This window comes from Nicoliella spurrieriana (assembly GCF_023380205.1).
GTDB lineage: Bacteria > Bacillota > Bacilli > Lactobacillales > Lactobacillaceae > Nicoliella > Nicoliella spurrieriana.
Genome location: NZ_CP093361.1, coordinates 1,118,361 through 1,135,154, shown reverse-complemented (window position 1 = coordinate 1,135,154; position 16,794 = coordinate 1,118,361). Strand labels below are relative to the sequence as shown.

Below are 16,794 nucleotides of genomic sequence, written 5' to 3'. Positions count from 1 at the left end.
CTTCCTTTCGTTACTTATAACCTTAATAAGCTATTAAATAGTGTAACTAAAGTGGCAGAATTTGGTAATAGTAATTGTTTTTCTGATTCCAATTGAATTTGACGATTATGATACGAATTAGCTGATATCAAATCTTGTTTTTTAGGATTTGGATTCATCTGTAACAGCCCATTATCAATTTGGACGAATTTCAATTCTTGAAATACCTTAATCATAAAAATAGTTAAATTACGATCAAGGCCCAATTTTTGAACAACCAATGGTAATTGTTGATTAATATTGAACGGAGCAAGGCTCCCAAGGATTCTAAACAATTGGCCAAATTGACTTCTAGTAGGCAGTCCACTGGAATAGATATAATGAGGCTTAAATAAGTATAGAACCACCTTACTGTTACCAATAAAATGCGCAACCCGTTTTAAATCATCAATTGTATCGGGACAATCAACAATTGTCACCACGTCAGAATCAATTTCTGTCGACAAGTCATTATACCAAATTATATTACTTTTTTCATTAATATAAGGAGTTAACTTATTAAGTAGTTTTCGATTAAAGAATACATAAGTTCCCTCAGTTTTAAACATGCGTTGATTTAACTGTTTAGTTCGGCGATCTAAAATCTCAATTCCATCTGACTTTAAATCTTTAACCATCATTTGTAATGAAGTTCGGTTATTCCAAGTATTAACCTCAATCGTTCCCACCATTTCAATTGCATTCGGAGTCGCTTGAATTGAAGAAAGCAGATTACCCTTACTAAACGCCACTGCATTGATTCGATGCTGTTCACCATTAATCGTAAATCGTAGGTGGGCATTGCGATTGCCCATCGTTTGGACATTATTTACCATTTTAGGAGTAACTTCAAACAGTGGCTGAGAATTATCAGTTCCAAATGGTGCCATTTGAGTTAGCGAATCAGATAGTGATTTATCAATTTGGTCAACATCAATTTTAGCGTCAACCATCAAGTTTGGTTTGGCCGTTTTACCCGCTACCGGTGCTTTAAAATTGTTTTCTAATATTGATGCAACCCGTTCAATTAATGATTTCTTCACTGATAATCCAACGGCCATGTCGTGGCCACCAAACTTAAGCATTTCATCACGGGCTGGTTGTAATGCTTTAAATAGATTAAATCCTTCAATACTACGGCCAGATCCCTTTGCAATCCCCGTTTTAGGATCTATGTTCAGCACTAACGTTGGCTTATGGTACTTATCAACTAGCCGACTAGCAACAATCCCAACTACTCCTTCATGCCAATTAGGACCAGCTACGACCAGTGTTTTTTTCGCATCTTGATGATTATGATCGACCTGTTCACATGCGGCCTTAAATATGTCAGATACTAACTTCCGGCGTTGTTTGTTTAACAACTCCGTCTGCTGTGATAATTCGTTAGCCTGTTCATCATCTAAGGTCGTTAATAATTCGACCCCCGCGTTAGCATCCCCCATTCTTCCAAGCGCATTTAAACGAGGGGCAATCCCAAATCCAATACTGTGTTCATTAATTGGTTTATTAGTTAAACTAGCTAATTCCAATAGCTTAATTAGACCAGGCCGTTGGGTATTTTGAATTGCTTGACAACCAAATTTGGTTAAAATCCGATTTTCACCAGTTAACGAAACTAAGTCAGCAACCGTTCCAATGGTAACTAAATCTAAGCACTCCTGTGGAAGTTCATCTAATAGTGCAGTCGCAACCTTAAAGGCAACCCCTGCTCCAGAAAAGTAACCAAATGGGTACTCTGCACCTGGATATCTAGCATGAATCACTGCATATGCATCCGGTACACCCTGTTCTGGAATTTCATGATGATCAGTAATAATCACATCACAATTATGTTGATTAGCAAATGTAACGGGCTCGAAACCAGTTACCCCGTTATCAACGGTTACAATTAAAGTGGTTCCCCCATCAATTATTCTGGAAAACGCATCCACATTTGGACCATAGCCATCATTAAATCGATTTGGAATGTAATAATCAACATTCGCACCCATTTCGGTGAGGGTTTCATACATAATTGCAGTACTGGTTAATCCATCGGCATCATAATCACCATAAACGGTAATTTGTTCTCCATTTTCGACCGCTTCTGTAATTCGAGCAACCCCCTTATCCATATCATGAAATAGAAATGGATCCGCTAAATCATTTGGATCTGGGTTTAAAAATGCTCTAATTTGAGAGGTAGTTTTAATTCCCCTTTGAAAAAGAATTTTCAATGCAATTGGATTTAAATTGAGCTGGGTTGAAAGTTCTTGAATTGAGCTTAGGTCTTGGTTAGAATCTACGAGTTGCCATTCGTATTTTGAATCAATCATCTAATCCCTCTTTATTATTTGGTTTGATCATCCTTATTGTCACTAGATTGCACTTGGTTAGCTAATTTATTTTCAACTTGAGTGTTTTTTTGAGCATCCTTAAGTCTTGATTGTAACGTCGAAACCTGTGATTCAAGTTGGTTAACCTTACTATCATACTGCTTATTAAGTTTTTTGAAATCACGTCCCTTGGTAACTGATGATGTCGTAGTCATTAAAAAGCTAATTAAAGCACCGATTAAAATCCATAATACCAACATTACGATCATTGGTAATTTAAGGGTACCAAACCCAAAGTTAATTGCAACAGATTGAATGTTCAATAGTGCGAACACTACAATTATTAAAATCAAAAGAACTATCAAAATCATTTTTACTTGTTTTTTCATTATTAATCATCATCCTATACAGTTTGGTTTTTATCAAATGGAACATCAACAACGTCAAAGTCCCTCACAACGGAAGTATTTTTAAAGATAGCACGGGCCTGCTTTTGTAAAACATTAGCCATTTTACCAGTGTATCTAGATGAAATATGCGTTAATAACAGCTTATGAACATTGGCTTTTTTAGCTAAAATAGCAGCTTGAGCATTTGTAGAGTGGTAATAATTCCTGGCTAATCCAGCCTCATCCTTAGAAAAAGTACTTTCATGAACTAAAACATCAGCATTTTTAGCCAACGAAAGTGAATTAGGATTCTTTCTAGTATCACCTAAGATTGCAACTACACGACCCTTTTGAGCCTTACCAATAAAGTCAGCACCATTAATTACACGTCCATCATCTAATTGAACGCTTTCACCTGCTTTAATCCTACCATAAATTGGTCCAGATGGAATCTTAGCTGCCTTTAACTTATCAACCATTAATTCTCCTGGATGATCATGTTCTTCGACCCGGTAACCAAATGATTCGATTTGATGGTCCAAAGTATTCATATAGACTGTAAATTTTGGATCCTCAAATATTTTGCCAGGGGTAGTTAATTCTTGATAAATAATCTTATATGACAATTTAGTTTTAGAGACCCCCAGACTTACTTGAACAAAATCCTTAATCCCCTTAGGTCCATAAATTGTTAAAGGAGTATTACCGCCCTGAAACGAACGGCTACTCAATAAACCAGGCAATCCAAATATGTGATCACCATGAAGATGAGTAATAAAAATTTTGTTGATTTTACGTGGCTTTAAATTAGATCGTAAAATTTGTTGTTGGGTTCCTTCTCCAACATCGAATAACCACACAGAATTACATTCATCAAGTAAACGTAACGCTGTACAAGATACATTTCTAAACTTTCCTGGGACTCCAGAACCAGTTCCTAAAAATTCAATTTGCATATTATTTCCTCTTTATCTATCAAAATCGCAATATTTATATTGTAACATATTGATATCATCATTTAATTTGAATTTCACGTAAAAAAGGCTTAGGAGGATTCCTAAGCGCTTTTATAAAAAATGGTTTTAGCAATTAAGCTAACGTAATGCACATTTCCAGTTGGATTTGGATGAACGTGGTCATTCCAAAACCAGTTGTTTTTATTCTTACTAGTTGCATACCAATCAATTACGTGAAAATTAGGATATTTCTTACCCGCACCGGCAATTACCCTATTTACCTGTTCTTCCCAATATCTAGTGGGAACATGAACGTTCACCCAATAGATTTGATGATTAGGACCAATTGCATTAATTACTTGATTTAATTGACCTGGATTCATCGGACTATTGGTCCCAAGATTTAACAATACATTTGGTGCCAATAAATTATCATTTTTCAACTGATCAATCACCGCCGGCGTTTGCCAAATTTGGCGACCCACTTGGGCAGAAATATAGGCGTTTGGAAAAACCAGCTGTAAATCAGTAGATGCATCCGCCATTACTGAATCACCCACTACGGTAACTGGATATTGCTTTGCTGCTAATAATTGATTAGCATTTAAATTATATTTTTTTGCAATTTTACGATCAGCGGTAGTCATTTTAGACGGCTTGGTCGGCTTAGCAATGTTTTTCCTAATCTTTTTTTTGAGTAACTTATGGTTATTTCTTTGAACTTCCTTTTGATTATTAGTAATATCTTGTTTCAAAGCATTAGTATCATCAGAACTAGCATTCCCGTGCACCGATCCATATCCACAAACTATCATCATTAAAATGACTGGAATCAACAATAGTCGCTTAAAGCCAAACCGTGACTTTAATTTAAAAAATTCAATTATATTAATTTTCAATCGCTTAAAATCAAAACGACGGATTGGAAGCTCTACATATCGATAGGAAATTTCACTAATTATTAAAATAATTGCAATTTCAATTAATGCATTTAAAAATGGAGCCTGTCCAATCGACATTACACGCATTTCATAGAAAATCATTACTGGAAATTGATAAAGGTAAATTCCATAACTTCGGGTTCCCATCCACCTAAAAACAGGGTTCGTTAAAAGGTGATTAATACTTGCTCCAGGATGAACACAAGTAGCAATTAAGAGCACTGTTAATAAAGTAATTACCAACATCCCCCAATTATAGGTAGCAGCAGCTTGCCCAGAAAGGGTAAATAATAACCATATGATTCCAACCATAGAAGCGATTCCAATCACATTCAATAATTGTTTTAATCCATTGCTTAGATGATGTTTTAATTTATTAGATGGCCAAATAATTGCCAGTGAAACCCCGAATAGAATGGAAAACATCCTAGTATCAGTTCCATAATAAATTCGATTGATATTGTTAACGTGGTGGTAAACAATTGTCATCCAAATTGATGAAGCAATTGAAATCGCAAACAATAAACAAAAAATTTTAGCCCGTTTTTTAAGCCCCCTTAGTAAAAGAAGCAATAAGAGCGGCCACACTAGGTAATATTGGGCTTCAATTGATAATGACCATAAATGAGTAAACGGTGACTCACCCTGGAAACGATCAAAGTAACTTTGGCCGTGAGTAATTTCCCACCAGTTATAAACATATAACAAGTTGGTCCAAATCGAAACCCCAAGGTTCTTTAATAGTGTTTGTTGAAAAAGTGTAATATAGGTTCCAGTACCAATTACCATTGCAAAAAGAGCTGGGTATAACCTTCGCATTCTACGATAATAGAAACCAACAATATCAATATGCCCACTGCGTCCCCATTCCTGCATTAATAAATCAGTAATTAAATAACCAGAAACGGTAAAAAAGATTGAAACCCCTAAGTATCCTCCCTTAATGCTAAATGGGAGGAGGTGATAAATAATTACCGCAAATACGGCGATTGCACGAATTCCATCTAATCCAGTAATATAACGTCTTTTTGACTGATTAGGGTTTTCATTTTGCATATTAAATTCCCCTAATCTTCGTAGGTAAATGAGAAGTCTAAGAGATTTACCGTATCACCATTCTTAGCCCCACTTTCCCGTAGTGCATCGTCAACACCCATTCCACGCAATTGACGAGCAAATCTAAGCATCGACTGCTCATGAGTCGTATCAGTCATTAAGAATAGTTTTTCTAATCTGGCACCAGATAACGTCCAGCTACCATCTTCTTCATGAACAATCTTAAATGGTGCCTCATCAGCATCATTTGTAATCGAAACCACATCCTCAACATCAGTAATTGGAAATCTAGGGGTCTGTTCAAGTAAGTCAGCGGTTGCACCAATTAACTTAGTTAATCCGCTATGCGTTACTGATGAAATTGGAATGATTTGATGCTTATTATCCTCTGAATTCACTTGATCAGTAAATCGCTTTAAATTATCATCTGAATCAGGCATATCCATTTTAGTAGCCACAATGATTTGCGGACGTAGTAATAAATTTTCATCGTATTTAGCTAATTCCTGATTAATTTTTTGATAATCAACAAATGGATCACGACCCTCTAATCCACTCATATCAACTAAGTGTAATATTACCCGAGTCCGTTCAACGTGACGCAAAAACTGAAATCCTAATCCAGTTCCAGTGGAGGCCCCTTCAATCAACCCAGGTAGATCGGCGATCACAAAGTCACGCCCGTCGTTTAACTGCACCATCCCTAAATTAGGGACTAACGTAGTAAAGTGGTAATCGGCAACCTTGGGTTTAGAGCTAGTAACAGCCGCAAGTAAGGTGGATTTTCCAACTGATGGAAACCCAACCAATCCAACATCGGCAAGTAATTTCAATTCCAGTCGTACTGAAAACGCTTCACCCGGCTCACCATTTTCAGCAATTTCTGGAGCTGAATTTTTCGCAGTGGCAAAATGAACGTTTCCACGACCACCACGACCACCGTTAGCTACAATAAAGCTGTCGCCAGGATTAACAAGGTCACAAATTAATTGATTAGTGTCATCATTATAAACACTAGTCCCTTCCGGAACGTTAACGATTAAATCATCACCACTTCTTCCGGTCATTTTTTTGCTACCACCATTATTGCCATTTGCAGCCTTGAATTTTTGACTGTAATGAAAATCCATTAACGTACTCATTCCACTATCTACCTGAAAAACAATGTCGCCACCATGGCCACCATCACCACCAGCGGGGCCTCCGTTTGGAACGTATTTTTCACGACGCCAACCAACAACACCGTCGCCGCCCTTACCAGCTTGGACTTTAATTTTAACTTGATCTACAAACAATTTATTTCTCCTAATCATTATTAATTGTATATTTAATTATATTATAACTTAATGCTGATGGCTAATTTTTATTGGATTCAGCGCCACTTTTATTAAGACTGAACTTAATCGTCTGAGCAACCGTACTAGAAATTCCCAGTGATTCAATTTCACTAGTGCTTGCATCTTCAATATGTTTCATTGAACCAAAGTGGCGAAGTAATTTATTACGGGTCTTAGGACCAACACCCTTAATGCCATCAAGTCTGGAACTTAATGAATGCTTGGTATGCACCTGTCGATGAAAGCTAATTGCAAATCGGTGAACTTCATCTTGAACTCGTTGAACCAAATAAAAAGCCTGACTCTTGGGATCTAAATTCAATGGTTGATCAGAATCACCAAATAATAAATCAGCGGTCTTATGCTTATCATTTTTAACCATTCCTGCAACTGGAATTGATAGACCTAATTCATTAACTAATACGTCCTTAACAGCGTTCATTTGAATTACACCACCATCCATTAATATAAGGTCAGGTAACTCAGAATGTTCTTTTAATAGCCGTGAATAACGTCTTCTAATTACTTCCTTAGTACTAGCAGTCTCATCAGCGTGATCAACAGTTGTTAACTTATATTTACGATATAATTTCCGATTGGGATGTCCATCCTCAAAAACAACCATTGCAGAAACTAAGTCTGCTCCCTGAATATGGGAATGATCGAACGCTTCAATTCGATGTCCATGCGGTAATCTTAAGCAATCCATTAAATCATTCATTGCTCCAGTTGTTTTAATTTGATTTAATTCAATCAGTCGAAACTTCTCATCTAAAACCAACTTAGCATTTTTACCAGCCATTTCTAATAGGTCACGTTTCTGACCACGTTGAGGGGTTCTGACGCTGACATCTAAAACCTTACTCAAAACATCCTTTGGCAATACCGAAGGAACTAAAATCTCCTTTGGTAGTGGTTGGTCACGCTGTTGATAAAACTGTACAATAAAACTAGTCATTTCCTCTTCGGCAGAATTGACGACTGGGAATACCCGTTTAATTCTTTTCATTAAACGAGCTTGCCGAATAAAAAAAACTTGAATGGAAATCCAACCTTTATTGAAATAAAAATTAAAAATATCGCGTGGTGTAGTATCTTTAGAAATGATTTTCTGTTTTTCAACAGTAACTTCAATGTACTTTAACTGATCCCTTAAATCAGCTGCTCGTTCAAATTCTAAATTATTAGCAGCTTGGTGCATCTTCTTAGTAATTGTTTTTTTAGCAACTGAAACGTTCCCATTCAAAAAGGATTTAATCTTTTTAATTTGAGAATCATACGTTGCCTTAGGTACCGTTTTAAAACATGCTCCTAAGCATTGTCCCATGTGGTAATAAAGGCAGGGGCGATGTTGAAAACCATTACAACGTCTTAACGGATACATTTTCTGTAAAAAATTAAGCGTTTCATCAGCAGCATAAACATTTGGATACGGGCCAAAATAATAGCCACCATCATTTTTAACATTATTAACGATTAACAGTCTCGGGTCACGTTCATTTGTAATTTTAATATATGGATACCCGTTATTTCCCTGTTTTAATTGGATGTTAAAATATGGGCGGTGCTTTTGAATTAAAGTAATTTCAAGCAAAAATGCTTCTTTATCAGTAGAGGTAATAATGGTTTCAAAATCCCTAATGGTAGCGACTAACTTAGCAGTTTTCCCCGTATGACTACTTTTAAAATAAGAACGCACTCGGTTTTTTAAATTTTTGGCCTTTCCAACGTAAATGATGTGCCCATTTTTATCTTTCATCAGGTAACAACCAGGTAAATCCGGTAACAATTTTAATTTATTTTCAATATGTTCAGTAGCCAATTCATCACTCCCTTAATATGACAAATAATCAACTTTCTGCTATTATAAAAGAAAATAAAGGCAGGAGATGTAATGATGGGATTAAAAATTAACATGCAAAATGATCTTGATAAAATGTTCGGAAAGTTTGCCCAAATGGATCCTAAAGATAACGACCGCGATAAATTTATGAAAAAAGCAGAAAAGAAAAGCAAGGATAAGGCAAACAACAAAAATAAAATTTTATCACAAGACAAGACCAATAAATAAACACATTAATAGCCCTCACAAGTGAGAGCTATTTTTTTAGTTAATTTGATTTTCAATCCATTGCCAAATCTGATCTTTACCATGTTTGGTTTTAGCTGAAAACATAATTAAATCATTATCATCGACTTTAATTGCCTTATGAATCATACTAGATTGTTTATTCCATTTACTACTAGAAATTTTATCCATTTTAGTAGCGACCACTAACCGTGGAACGTCAAAATAATCTAGCCATTCAGCCATTTGACGATCATCTTGGGTTAAATCATGCCTCCCATCAATCAAAAGAATTACTCCCTTTAATTGTTGCCGCTGAGTTAAGTAGGTCTCAATCATGGTTCCCCATTTTTCACGCTCAGATTTAGAAACTCGTGCATATCCATATCCAGGAACATCCACAAAGTAAATTGAATCTTCCACCTCATAGAAATTAAGCGTTTGGGTTTTACCAGGTTGATTAGAAGTATGAGCATAATTTTTACGATTAATCAATACATTCGTTAAAGATGATTTTCCAACATTTGAACGACCAACTAATGCAATTTCAGGATATCCTGTCTTTGGATATTGAGCTGGATTTACGGCACTAATTAACAGATTTACGTTATGAACATCCATAGTACTTCTCCTTAAAAAAGCAGGTATGCACCTGCTTTTTAGCTTATTTAGATTCTTTTTCCTTCTTTAATACTAGCTTTGGCTCTGAATGCTCAGTAACTGAATCTTTATTTACGATAACCTCGTCAACATCATTACGACTTGGGACTTCATACATAATGTTTTCCATGACATCTTCAATAATTGAACGCAATCCACGAGCTCCAGTATCACGATCAATTGCTAATTTAGCCATTGCCTTCAGTGCATCTTCATTAAATTCCAACTTAACCCCATCTAGTTCAAGTAGCTTTTGGTATTGTTTTACCAATGCATTCTTAGGTTCAGTTAAAACCCGAACTAAGTCAGATTCAGTTAACTTATTTAATGCAGTTAGAATTGGTAACCGACCAATAAATTCAGGAATTAATCCAAATTTAAGCAGGTCTTTGGTAATCACATGTTGCATAATGTCATTATCATCTAAATCAGCAAGTTCACTATCATCAGAACCAAATCCAATTGTCTTCTTACCTAGTCGATCCTTTACGATGTTTTCAATTCCATCAAAGGCTCCACCCACGATAAACAAAATATTAGTGGTATCAACTTGAATAAACTCTTGTTGTGGATTTTTACGGCCACCCTTTGGTGGAACGTTAGCAATTGTTCCTTCAAGAATTTTTAGTAAGGATTGTTGAACCCCTTCACCAGATACATCACGAGTAATTGAAACATTCTCAGATTTCTTAGCGATCTTATCAATTTCATCAATGTAAATAATTCCCTTTTGGGCTCTATCAACATCAAAGTCAGCATTTTGCAATAACTTTAAAAGAATGTTTTCAACATCTTCACCAACATACCCAGCTTGGGTAAGGGTTGTAGCATCTGCAATTGCAAATGGCACATTCAAAATACGGGCGAGGGTTTGGGCTAAATAAGTTTTCCCTGAACCAGTAGGCCCAATCATAGCAATATTACTCTTTTGAAGTTCGGTATCACCAGGTTTAGTTTCAGCCATACTCTTAATCCGCTTGTAATGGTTGTAAACCGCAACTGCTAACGTTTTCTTAGCTTCACTTTGACCAATTACATACTCATTTAGTTTATCAACAATTTCCACTGGAGTAAGCGATTTAATTCCCTCACTCTTTTTATCTTGTGATAATTCTTCGTCAACTATCTGTTTACATAAATCGATACATTCATTACAAATATAAACACCAGGTCCAGCAACAATTTTTTGAACTTGATCCTGTGACTTACCACAGAAAGAACAAATTACTGGTCCCTTATTATCATCATCAAACAAATGAATCCACCTCACATCATTAATTTATAAACATCAGTTTCAACACTATATCATAATTTATTGCACAGTTGAAATAATTAGCTTGAAATAAAAAACCAGTTAGCAATCAATGCCAACTGGTTTTTTATCAAGAAATATTATTTTTCACTATCACTTGTCTTGCTAGCAGGCTTATCTTGCTTTGCGCTATCAGTAATTAATTTAACAGCACTTTGGATTGCAATATCATGTTTAAGCATATCTTCTGATAATGCACTCTTAATTGCAGACTCTTTCATACCATATTGTTTAGCTAAAGTAGCAACTTCTTCTTTAACTTCATCTTCAGTTGGCTTAATGTTTTCAGCTTCAACAATCGCTTCAAGAACCAAGTTAGTTTTTACTCGACGACTAGCGCCATCAGCAAATTGCTTCTTAAGGTCTTCCTTACTAGTTCCAGTAAGTTGGAAATACATTTGAGCATTAATCCCTTGTTGTTGCATATTAGCAAGGTATTGATCCATTTGACGTTCAGTATCTTCATCAATCATTGCTTGAGGGATTTCTTTTACTTCAGCATTATCAACGGCGCCGCTAATTGCTTCATCTTCAACGTTGTTTTTAGCTTCAGTTTCCTTTTCATCCTTAAGTTGAGCCTTTACCTTTTCCTTTAATTCGTCTAAGCTATCAACATCTTCGTCAACATCCTTAGCAAATTCATCATCAAGTTTTGGTAATTGCTTTTCCTTAACTTCATGAATCTTAACCTTAAAGGTAGCCTTCTTACCTTCTAATTCCTTAGCTTGGTAATCATCAGGGAAGGTAACATTAACATCAACGTCGTCTCCAGCTTTATGACCAACTAATTGGTCTTCAAAGTTATCGATGAATGAATGTGAACCTAATTCTAGAGAGTAATTATTAGCTTTTCCACCATCAAATTGCTTACCGTCAACATAACCATCAAAGTCAATAATTACTGTATCGCCTTCTGCAGCTGGCTTGTCTTCTTTAAGAACCAATTCAGCTTGTGATTGACGCTTCTTTTCGATTGATTCATCAATATCCTTCTTGTATACACGAGTATTTTGTTTTTCAACTGAAATTCCCTTGTATTCACCAAGTTTAACTTCTGGCTTTACAGTAACAACTGCTTTTAATACCCAAGGCTTACCCTTTTCAAGTGATTCAACGTCAACTTGTGGTTGAGCAACGGGTTCAATTCCAGCTTCTTCAACGGCATTGCTGTAAGCTTCTGGAAGTAAAATGTTTAAAGCATCTTGGTATAGTGATTCTTCACCATACATTTCATTAAAAATTTGACGTGAAACTTTACCCTTACGAAATCCCGGGATATTAACGTTCTTCTTGTTCTTTTGGAAAGCCTTATCTAAACCTTCCTTAATTTTATCAGTACCAATTTCGAAAGTTAATTCTCCATCATTAGTACCTTTCTTTTCCCATTTTGCAGACATTCTATTCCCTCCGACATGAAAATTTATTATTAAATTAATTTACTTGATTGTTGATCAAGTAACTTCGTTAAAATACTAATTAAAATAATTAGTAAGTCCTTAATAACTACATCTAAAAGTATACCATCTTAGCTAAAATCAAGCAATTAAAGCATCTAAATGAATTTGAATATTAATCATTTGTAAAAAAAAAGCTCGAAGCAAAAGCTCCGAACTTTTTAGTGTTATTATCTAAAAATTAGTCATCAATATCAGAAACAACACCGGCACCAACAGTATGTCCACCTTCACGGATGGTAAACTTAGTACCGTTTTCAATGGCAACTGGCTTAGTTAAATCAACGTGGAAAGTAACGTTATCACCAGGCATAACCATTTCAACACCATCTTCTAGTTCGATAACACCAGTAACATCGGTAGTATGGAAGTAGAATTGTGGACGGTAGTTTGAGAAGAATGGAGTATGACGTCCACCTTCTTCTTTACTCAAGATATAAACTTGACCAGTAAACTTCTTGTGAGTCTTAATTGAACCTGGAGCAGCTAAAACTTGTCCACGAACAACTTGGTCACGGTCAACACCACGAAGTAATACCCCAACGTTATCTCCGGCTTCCCCTTCGTCAAGAGTCTTACGGAACATTTCAAGTCCAGTAACAGTAGACTTCAATGCTTCGTCAGTAAGACCAACGATTTCAACAGGGTCACCAACACCAATCTTACCACGATCGATACGACCGGAAGCAACAGTACCACGACCAGTGATTGAGAATACATCTTCAACAGGCATTAAGAATGGCTTGCTGTCATCACGTTCTGGAGTTGGAATGTATTCGTCAACGATGTCCATTAACTTCAAGATAACTTTTTCTTGTTCTTCGTCACCTTGTAAAGCTTTAAGAGCTGAACCACGAACAACAGGAATATCATCACCAGGGTAATCGTATTCTGAAAGTAATTCACGAACTTCCATTTCAACCAAGTCAACTAATTCGTCATCATCAACTAAATCAGTCTTGTTTAAGAATACAACGATGTATTCAACACCAACTTGGCGAGCAAGAAGGATGTGTTCACGAGTTTGTGGCATAGGACCATCAGTTGCAGCAACAACCAAGATAGCACCATCCATTTGAGCAGCACCAGTAATCATGTTCTTAATGTAATCAGCATGTCCTGGAGCATCAACGTGAGCATAGTGACGCTTTTCAGTTTCGTATTCAACGTGAGCAGTGTTGATCGTGATACCACGTTCACGTTCTTCAGGCGCAGCATCGATATCAGCGTAATCTTCTGCCTTTGCCAAACCTCTGTCAGCTAAAACCTTAGTGATAGCTGCAGTTAAAGTAGTCTTACCATGATCAATATGGCCAATAGTACCAATATTTACATGGGGTTTTGTTCTTTCATAATGTTCTTTTGCCATTAATGAAACCTCCTGTTATTTTCGAAAGACTAGTATCGCGAAACCACGATACATCTTTTAGTATTATTATACTACATCTTCTCAAAAATACAAAGTTGTATCGCTCTCAAGAAGAATATCCTATAATATTATATCTATTCCATTGTTGTTTGTAAACACATAAATAAATATTTCGACAATTTAGATTAAATCAATTTTTCAATGAATTGTCAAGTTATTTTATTGAATCAACCATCTTTAATAGTCTTAACTGCCATTCATATATTAATCGATAATCTTCATCACAGTGATGAAGATCAATCTGGTTTCCGATTTGCAATTGATAAGCGACTTCAACCCATCGACTATAATCAGTAATAACATCATCGTTAAATGGATATAAGTAAGCCAAGAAAAGACTGAATGTTTTTAGCATATTTTGAAAAACAATCGGTGATTGCTGTCCAAACATGCTATTAATAATCGAAAAAATGTTTACTGCGCTTTTAGTTTTAGCAAGTGGTAATAAATCAATGGGATTAATCGAATGAGCTTTTTTATCAATCCACTTAATGTTAATGGATTGATTAATCTGTAACTCCCGAAGAATATCTAATATGTTAAATCGAATTGCCGGATATAAAAATGGGTCTAATAATGCTCCCTGAGCACCATCAAAGTAATTACTGACTGGTAAATTCATTGATTCAGTAATAATTATTTGCTGATTTGATAATTTTTTACCACCAATATGAAATAAATCATTTTCCAATTTATTAATCAGCTCATCATTTTCAGATTTATAGTCAGCTTGAAAATGATTAAAATCATTTTGCACATCTAATTTAAACGACTTGTTTCTGATTGAATTAATTATAATTTGCGCCTGAACAAAATTATGATTAAATTTAAAAATATTAATCATTAATTTAAAATCTTCTTCAGAATTTTGGTAATCATTAATTCGTTCTAGTAAATACTCCTTAGCAGCAAGATAATCTCCATTATTAAATAGCGTTTTCACCAAAATTTGATTTACTTTTAAAGACGGATCATCTTTATAAATTTTTTTTAAATCATTAATTGCTAATAAATAATGATGCGCATCCAAGTTTTGATAAATTGATTGCCACAGGCTTTGATTATCCAACTAATAATTCCACCTTTTAGTTATTACCCTTCGGACTGGTTCCTCTTTTACTACCTTTATGTCCCTTATGATGTTGATGAACTTCCATAATGACCGGTAAAATAACTGGACGCCGCTTGGTCTTATCAAATAAGAATGAGCTTAATTTATCACGGACGTCTTGTTTCAAGTGTCCCCAATCAAATTCCTTATTATCTAAATTGTACTGAACAGCATCATAAACAATCTTAGAAGCTTCGTTCATAAGTGACTTATTAGCCTTAACATAGATAAACCCACGTGAAGTAATCTTTGGTTGTGCAATTACAGTCTTTTTCTTTCTATTAATTGTAACTACAACCACAAAAATACCATCTTCTGATAATACCTTACGATCACGTAGGACAATGTTTCCAATATCACCAACACCAATTCCATCAATCATGACGTCACCGGCATCGACACCATTAGCCCTGATCATCTTATTGCCATCGTATTCCAAAACGTCTCCCTTGGCTGGAATGAAAATATTCTTTTCTGGGAAACCAACTTCCTCAGCAACACCAGCATGCGCTTCTAGCATCCGGTACTCACCCTGAACTGGAATTAAATACTTGGGTTTAAGAACATTTAACATAAACTGTAAATCTTCTTGACTAGCATCTCCCGAAGACTTAATATCGTCTGAAATCATTTTGACTTCAGCATCGGCCTTATAAATCATATCACGAGTTCTAGCAACATTTGTTTCCATTGCGGGTGCAGGAGTAGTTGCGATTAATACTAAATCACCCTTTTTAATGCTGATTGGATTATTATTAGATTGTTTACTAGTCATTCTTTGCAATGCCTTGATTGGTTCACCCATCTTACCAGTTTGTAAGATTACAGTTTCAGATGGATCCAATTTATCTAATTCAGAAACTTTTGAAATCAATAAATCCTTTTTAGGAAGATGCAGCTTTTTTAATTTCATGGCTGTATTGACAATTTTCTCTAAATTTTGATTAGTTAAAAATACCTTACGATCACTTTTGGCAGCAGCATTAAACACCTGCTGAATTCGTAAAATATTGTAAGCGGCACAAGCAACAATAATTCTACTATCGTTGTATGCAAAGGTACTATCAATGTAATTAGCAATTTTGCGCTCATTCGTACTTTGATTTGGATTTTCAGCATTAGAAGAATCACTTAATAATGCTAATACACCACTACGACCAATATCACCTAGGGTTGCATAGTCAGTTTGATAGTCCTCAGATGCAGTTTGATCAAATTTAAAATCACCAGTATAGACAATTTTACCAAATTTAGTATCAAGAACAATTCCCATTGATTCAGGAATTGAGTGGGTCGTTTTGAAAAATGTAACCGTAGCATCATCAAAAATAATCTCACTGTCTTCATTAATGACATTAAAATTATTGAACTTACTGCTTCCCTTATTATCCTTAACTAACAATTTTGCCAAAGCAATCGTTAACTCAGAACCAAAAACTGGAACATCAAAATCAGCTAAGAAGTATGGTAATGCACCAATTGCATCAGCATGTCCATGAGTTAAAAAGACCCCTACGATACGATCACGATTTTCCCTTAAATAGGTCATATCAGGAATCACAAAATCAATTCCTAACATTTCATTTTCAGGATACTTTAATCCACAGTCAAGCACATAAATACCGTCATTAATATCAACGGCGTACAAATTTTCACCATCTTCTCTTACCCCACCAAGTGGAATAATTTTTACCTTTTCCTTCATAGTTCACCTCAGAAATTATTTCTTTTTTAATCACGTTCAT

13 protein-coding genes are annotated in these 16,794 nt (G+C 35.4%); 1 reads left to right on the top strand and 12 read right to left on the bottom strand.

What is annotated here, in order from left to right; genetic code table 11:
* Nucleotides 1-14: 14 nt before the first annotated feature.
* The 6 genes from recJ to uvrC form a co-directional block, all read right to left on the bottom strand.
* On the bottom strand, nucleotides 15-2,336 hold the full coding sequence (gene recJ, locus MOO44_RS06245) for a single-stranded-DNA-specific exonuclease RecJ (protein ID WP_260116288.1): 2,322 nt from the start codon (nucleotides 2,334-2,336) through the stop codon (nucleotides 15-17).
* A 14-nt stretch (nucleotides 2,337-2,350) separates the two neighbouring features.
* Nucleotides 2,351-2,725: a LapA family protein gene (locus MOO44_RS06240; RefSeq protein ID WP_260116287.1), complete on the bottom strand. Its 375-nt coding sequence runs from the start codon at nucleotides 2,723-2,725 to the stop codon at nucleotides 2,351-2,353.
* 14 nt (nucleotides 2,726-2,739) lie between these two features.
* On the bottom strand, nucleotides 2,740-3,681 hold the full coding sequence (rnz, locus tag MOO44_RS06235; protein WP_260116286.1) for a ribonuclease Z: 942 nt from the start codon (nucleotides 3,679-3,681) through the stop codon (nucleotides 2,740-2,742).
* 101 nt (nucleotides 3,682-3,782) lie between these two features.
* A complete protein-coding gene (locus MOO44_RS06230; RefSeq protein ID WP_260116285.1) occupies nucleotides 3,783-5,678 on the bottom strand; it encodes an acyltransferase family protein in 1,896 nt (631 codons plus the stop codon).
* An 11-nt stretch (nucleotides 5,679-5,689) separates the two neighbouring features.
* Nucleotides 5,690-6,973, bottom strand: coding sequence for a GTPase ObgE (obgE, locus tag MOO44_RS06225; RefSeq protein WP_260116284.1), 1,284 nt, complete (start codon nucleotides 6,971-6,973; stop codon nucleotides 5,690-5,692).
* A gap of 61 nt (nucleotides 6,974-7,034) precedes the next feature.
* Nucleotides 7,035-8,837 (bottom strand): excinuclease ABC subunit UvrC, encoded by a 1,803-nt coding sequence (gene uvrC / locus MOO44_RS06220; RefSeq protein ID WP_260116283.1) that lies wholly within the window; start codon nucleotides 8,835-8,837, stop codon nucleotides 7,035-7,037.
* A gap of 72 nt (nucleotides 8,838-8,909) precedes the next feature.
* On the opposite strand from uvrC, the gene MOO44_RS06215 reads away from it, so the two are divergent.
* Nucleotides 8,910-9,086 (top strand): SPJ_0845 family protein, encoded by a 177-nt coding sequence (locus tag MOO44_RS06215; RefSeq protein WP_260116282.1) that lies wholly within the window; start codon nucleotides 8,910-8,912, stop codon nucleotides 9,084-9,086.
* Nucleotides 9,087-9,122: 36 nt separating this feature from the next.
* Here MOO44_RS06215 and yihA read toward each other — a convergent pair whose 3' ends face one another.
* From yihA to MOO44_RS06185, 6 genes are all read right to left on the bottom strand, one after another.
* Nucleotides 9,123-9,704 carry a ribosome biogenesis GTP-binding protein YihA/YsxC gene (yihA, locus tag MOO44_RS06210; RefSeq protein ID WP_260116281.1) on the bottom strand — a complete coding sequence of 194 codons (582 nt, stop codon included), beginning with the start codon at nucleotides 9,702-9,704 and terminating at the stop codon, nucleotides 9,123-9,125.
* 43 nt (nucleotides 9,705-9,747) lie between these two features.
* Entirely contained in the window at nucleotides 9,748-10,998 is a 1,251-nt protein-coding gene (clpX, locus tag MOO44_RS06205) for an ATP-dependent Clp protease ATP-binding subunit ClpX (RefSeq protein ID WP_260116280.1), read from the bottom strand.
* Nucleotides 10,999-11,135: 137 nt separating this feature from the next.
* Nucleotides 11,136-12,452: a trigger factor gene (gene tig, locus MOO44_RS06200; protein ID WP_260116279.1), complete on the bottom strand. Its 1,317-nt coding sequence runs from the start codon at nucleotides 12,450-12,452 to the stop codon at nucleotides 11,136-11,138.
* A 238-nt stretch (nucleotides 12,453-12,690) separates the two neighbouring features.
* Nucleotides 12,691-13,878 (bottom strand): elongation factor Tu, encoded by a 1,188-nt coding sequence (gene tuf / locus MOO44_RS06195; RefSeq protein ID WP_260116278.1) that lies wholly within the window; start codon nucleotides 13,876-13,878, stop codon nucleotides 12,691-12,693.
* A gap of 214 nt (nucleotides 13,879-14,092) precedes the next feature.
* The gene (locus tag MOO44_RS06190; protein WP_260116277.1) at nucleotides 14,093-15,007 is read right to left on the bottom strand and encodes a hypothetical protein; all 915 of its coding nucleotides are present in this window, start codon (nucleotides 15,005-15,007) and stop codon (nucleotides 14,093-14,095) included.
* A gap of 16 nt (nucleotides 15,008-15,023) precedes the next feature.
* A complete protein-coding gene (locus MOO44_RS06185; protein ID WP_260116276.1) occupies nucleotides 15,024-16,754 on the bottom strand; it encodes a ribonuclease J in 1,731 nt (576 codons plus the stop codon).
* Nucleotides 16,755-16,794: the final 40 nt, after the last annotated feature.

Bases quoted from the DNA above. Each gene is read 5' to 3' on its own strand.
- tuf (WP_260116278.1), bottom strand. From the start codon at position 13,878: ATGGCAAAAGAACATTATGAAAGAACAAAACCCCATGTAAATATTGGT.
- MOO44_RS06185 (WP_260116276.1), bottom strand. From the start codon at position 16,754: ATGAAGGAAAAGGTAAAAATTATTCCACTTGGTGGGGTAAGAGAAGAT.
- MOO44_RS06215 (WP_260116282.1), top strand. From the start codon at position 8,910: ATGATGGGATTAAAAATTAACATGCAAAATGATCTTGATAAAATGTTC.
- MOO44_RS06230 (WP_260116285.1), bottom strand. From the start codon at position 5,678: ATGCAAAATGAAAACCCTAATCAGTCAAAAAGACGTTATATTACTGGA.
- recJ (WP_260116288.1), bottom strand. From the start codon at position 2,336: ATGATTGATTCAAAATACGAATGGCAACTCGTAGATTCTAACCAAGAC.
- yihA (WP_260116281.1), bottom strand. From the start codon at position 9,704: ATGGATGTTCATAACGTAAATCTGTTAATTAGTGCCGTAAATCCAGCT.
- rnz (WP_260116286.1), bottom strand. From the start codon at position 3,681: ATGCAAATTGAATTTTTAGGAACTGGTTCTGGAGTCCCAGGAAAGTTT.
- tig (WP_260116279.1), bottom strand. From the start codon at position 12,452: ATGTCTGCAAAATGGGAAAAGAAAGGTACTAATGATGGAGAATTAACT.
- MOO44_RS06240 (WP_260116287.1), bottom strand. From the start codon at position 2,725: ATGAAAAAACAAGTAAAAATGATTTTGATAGTTCTTTTGATTTTAATA.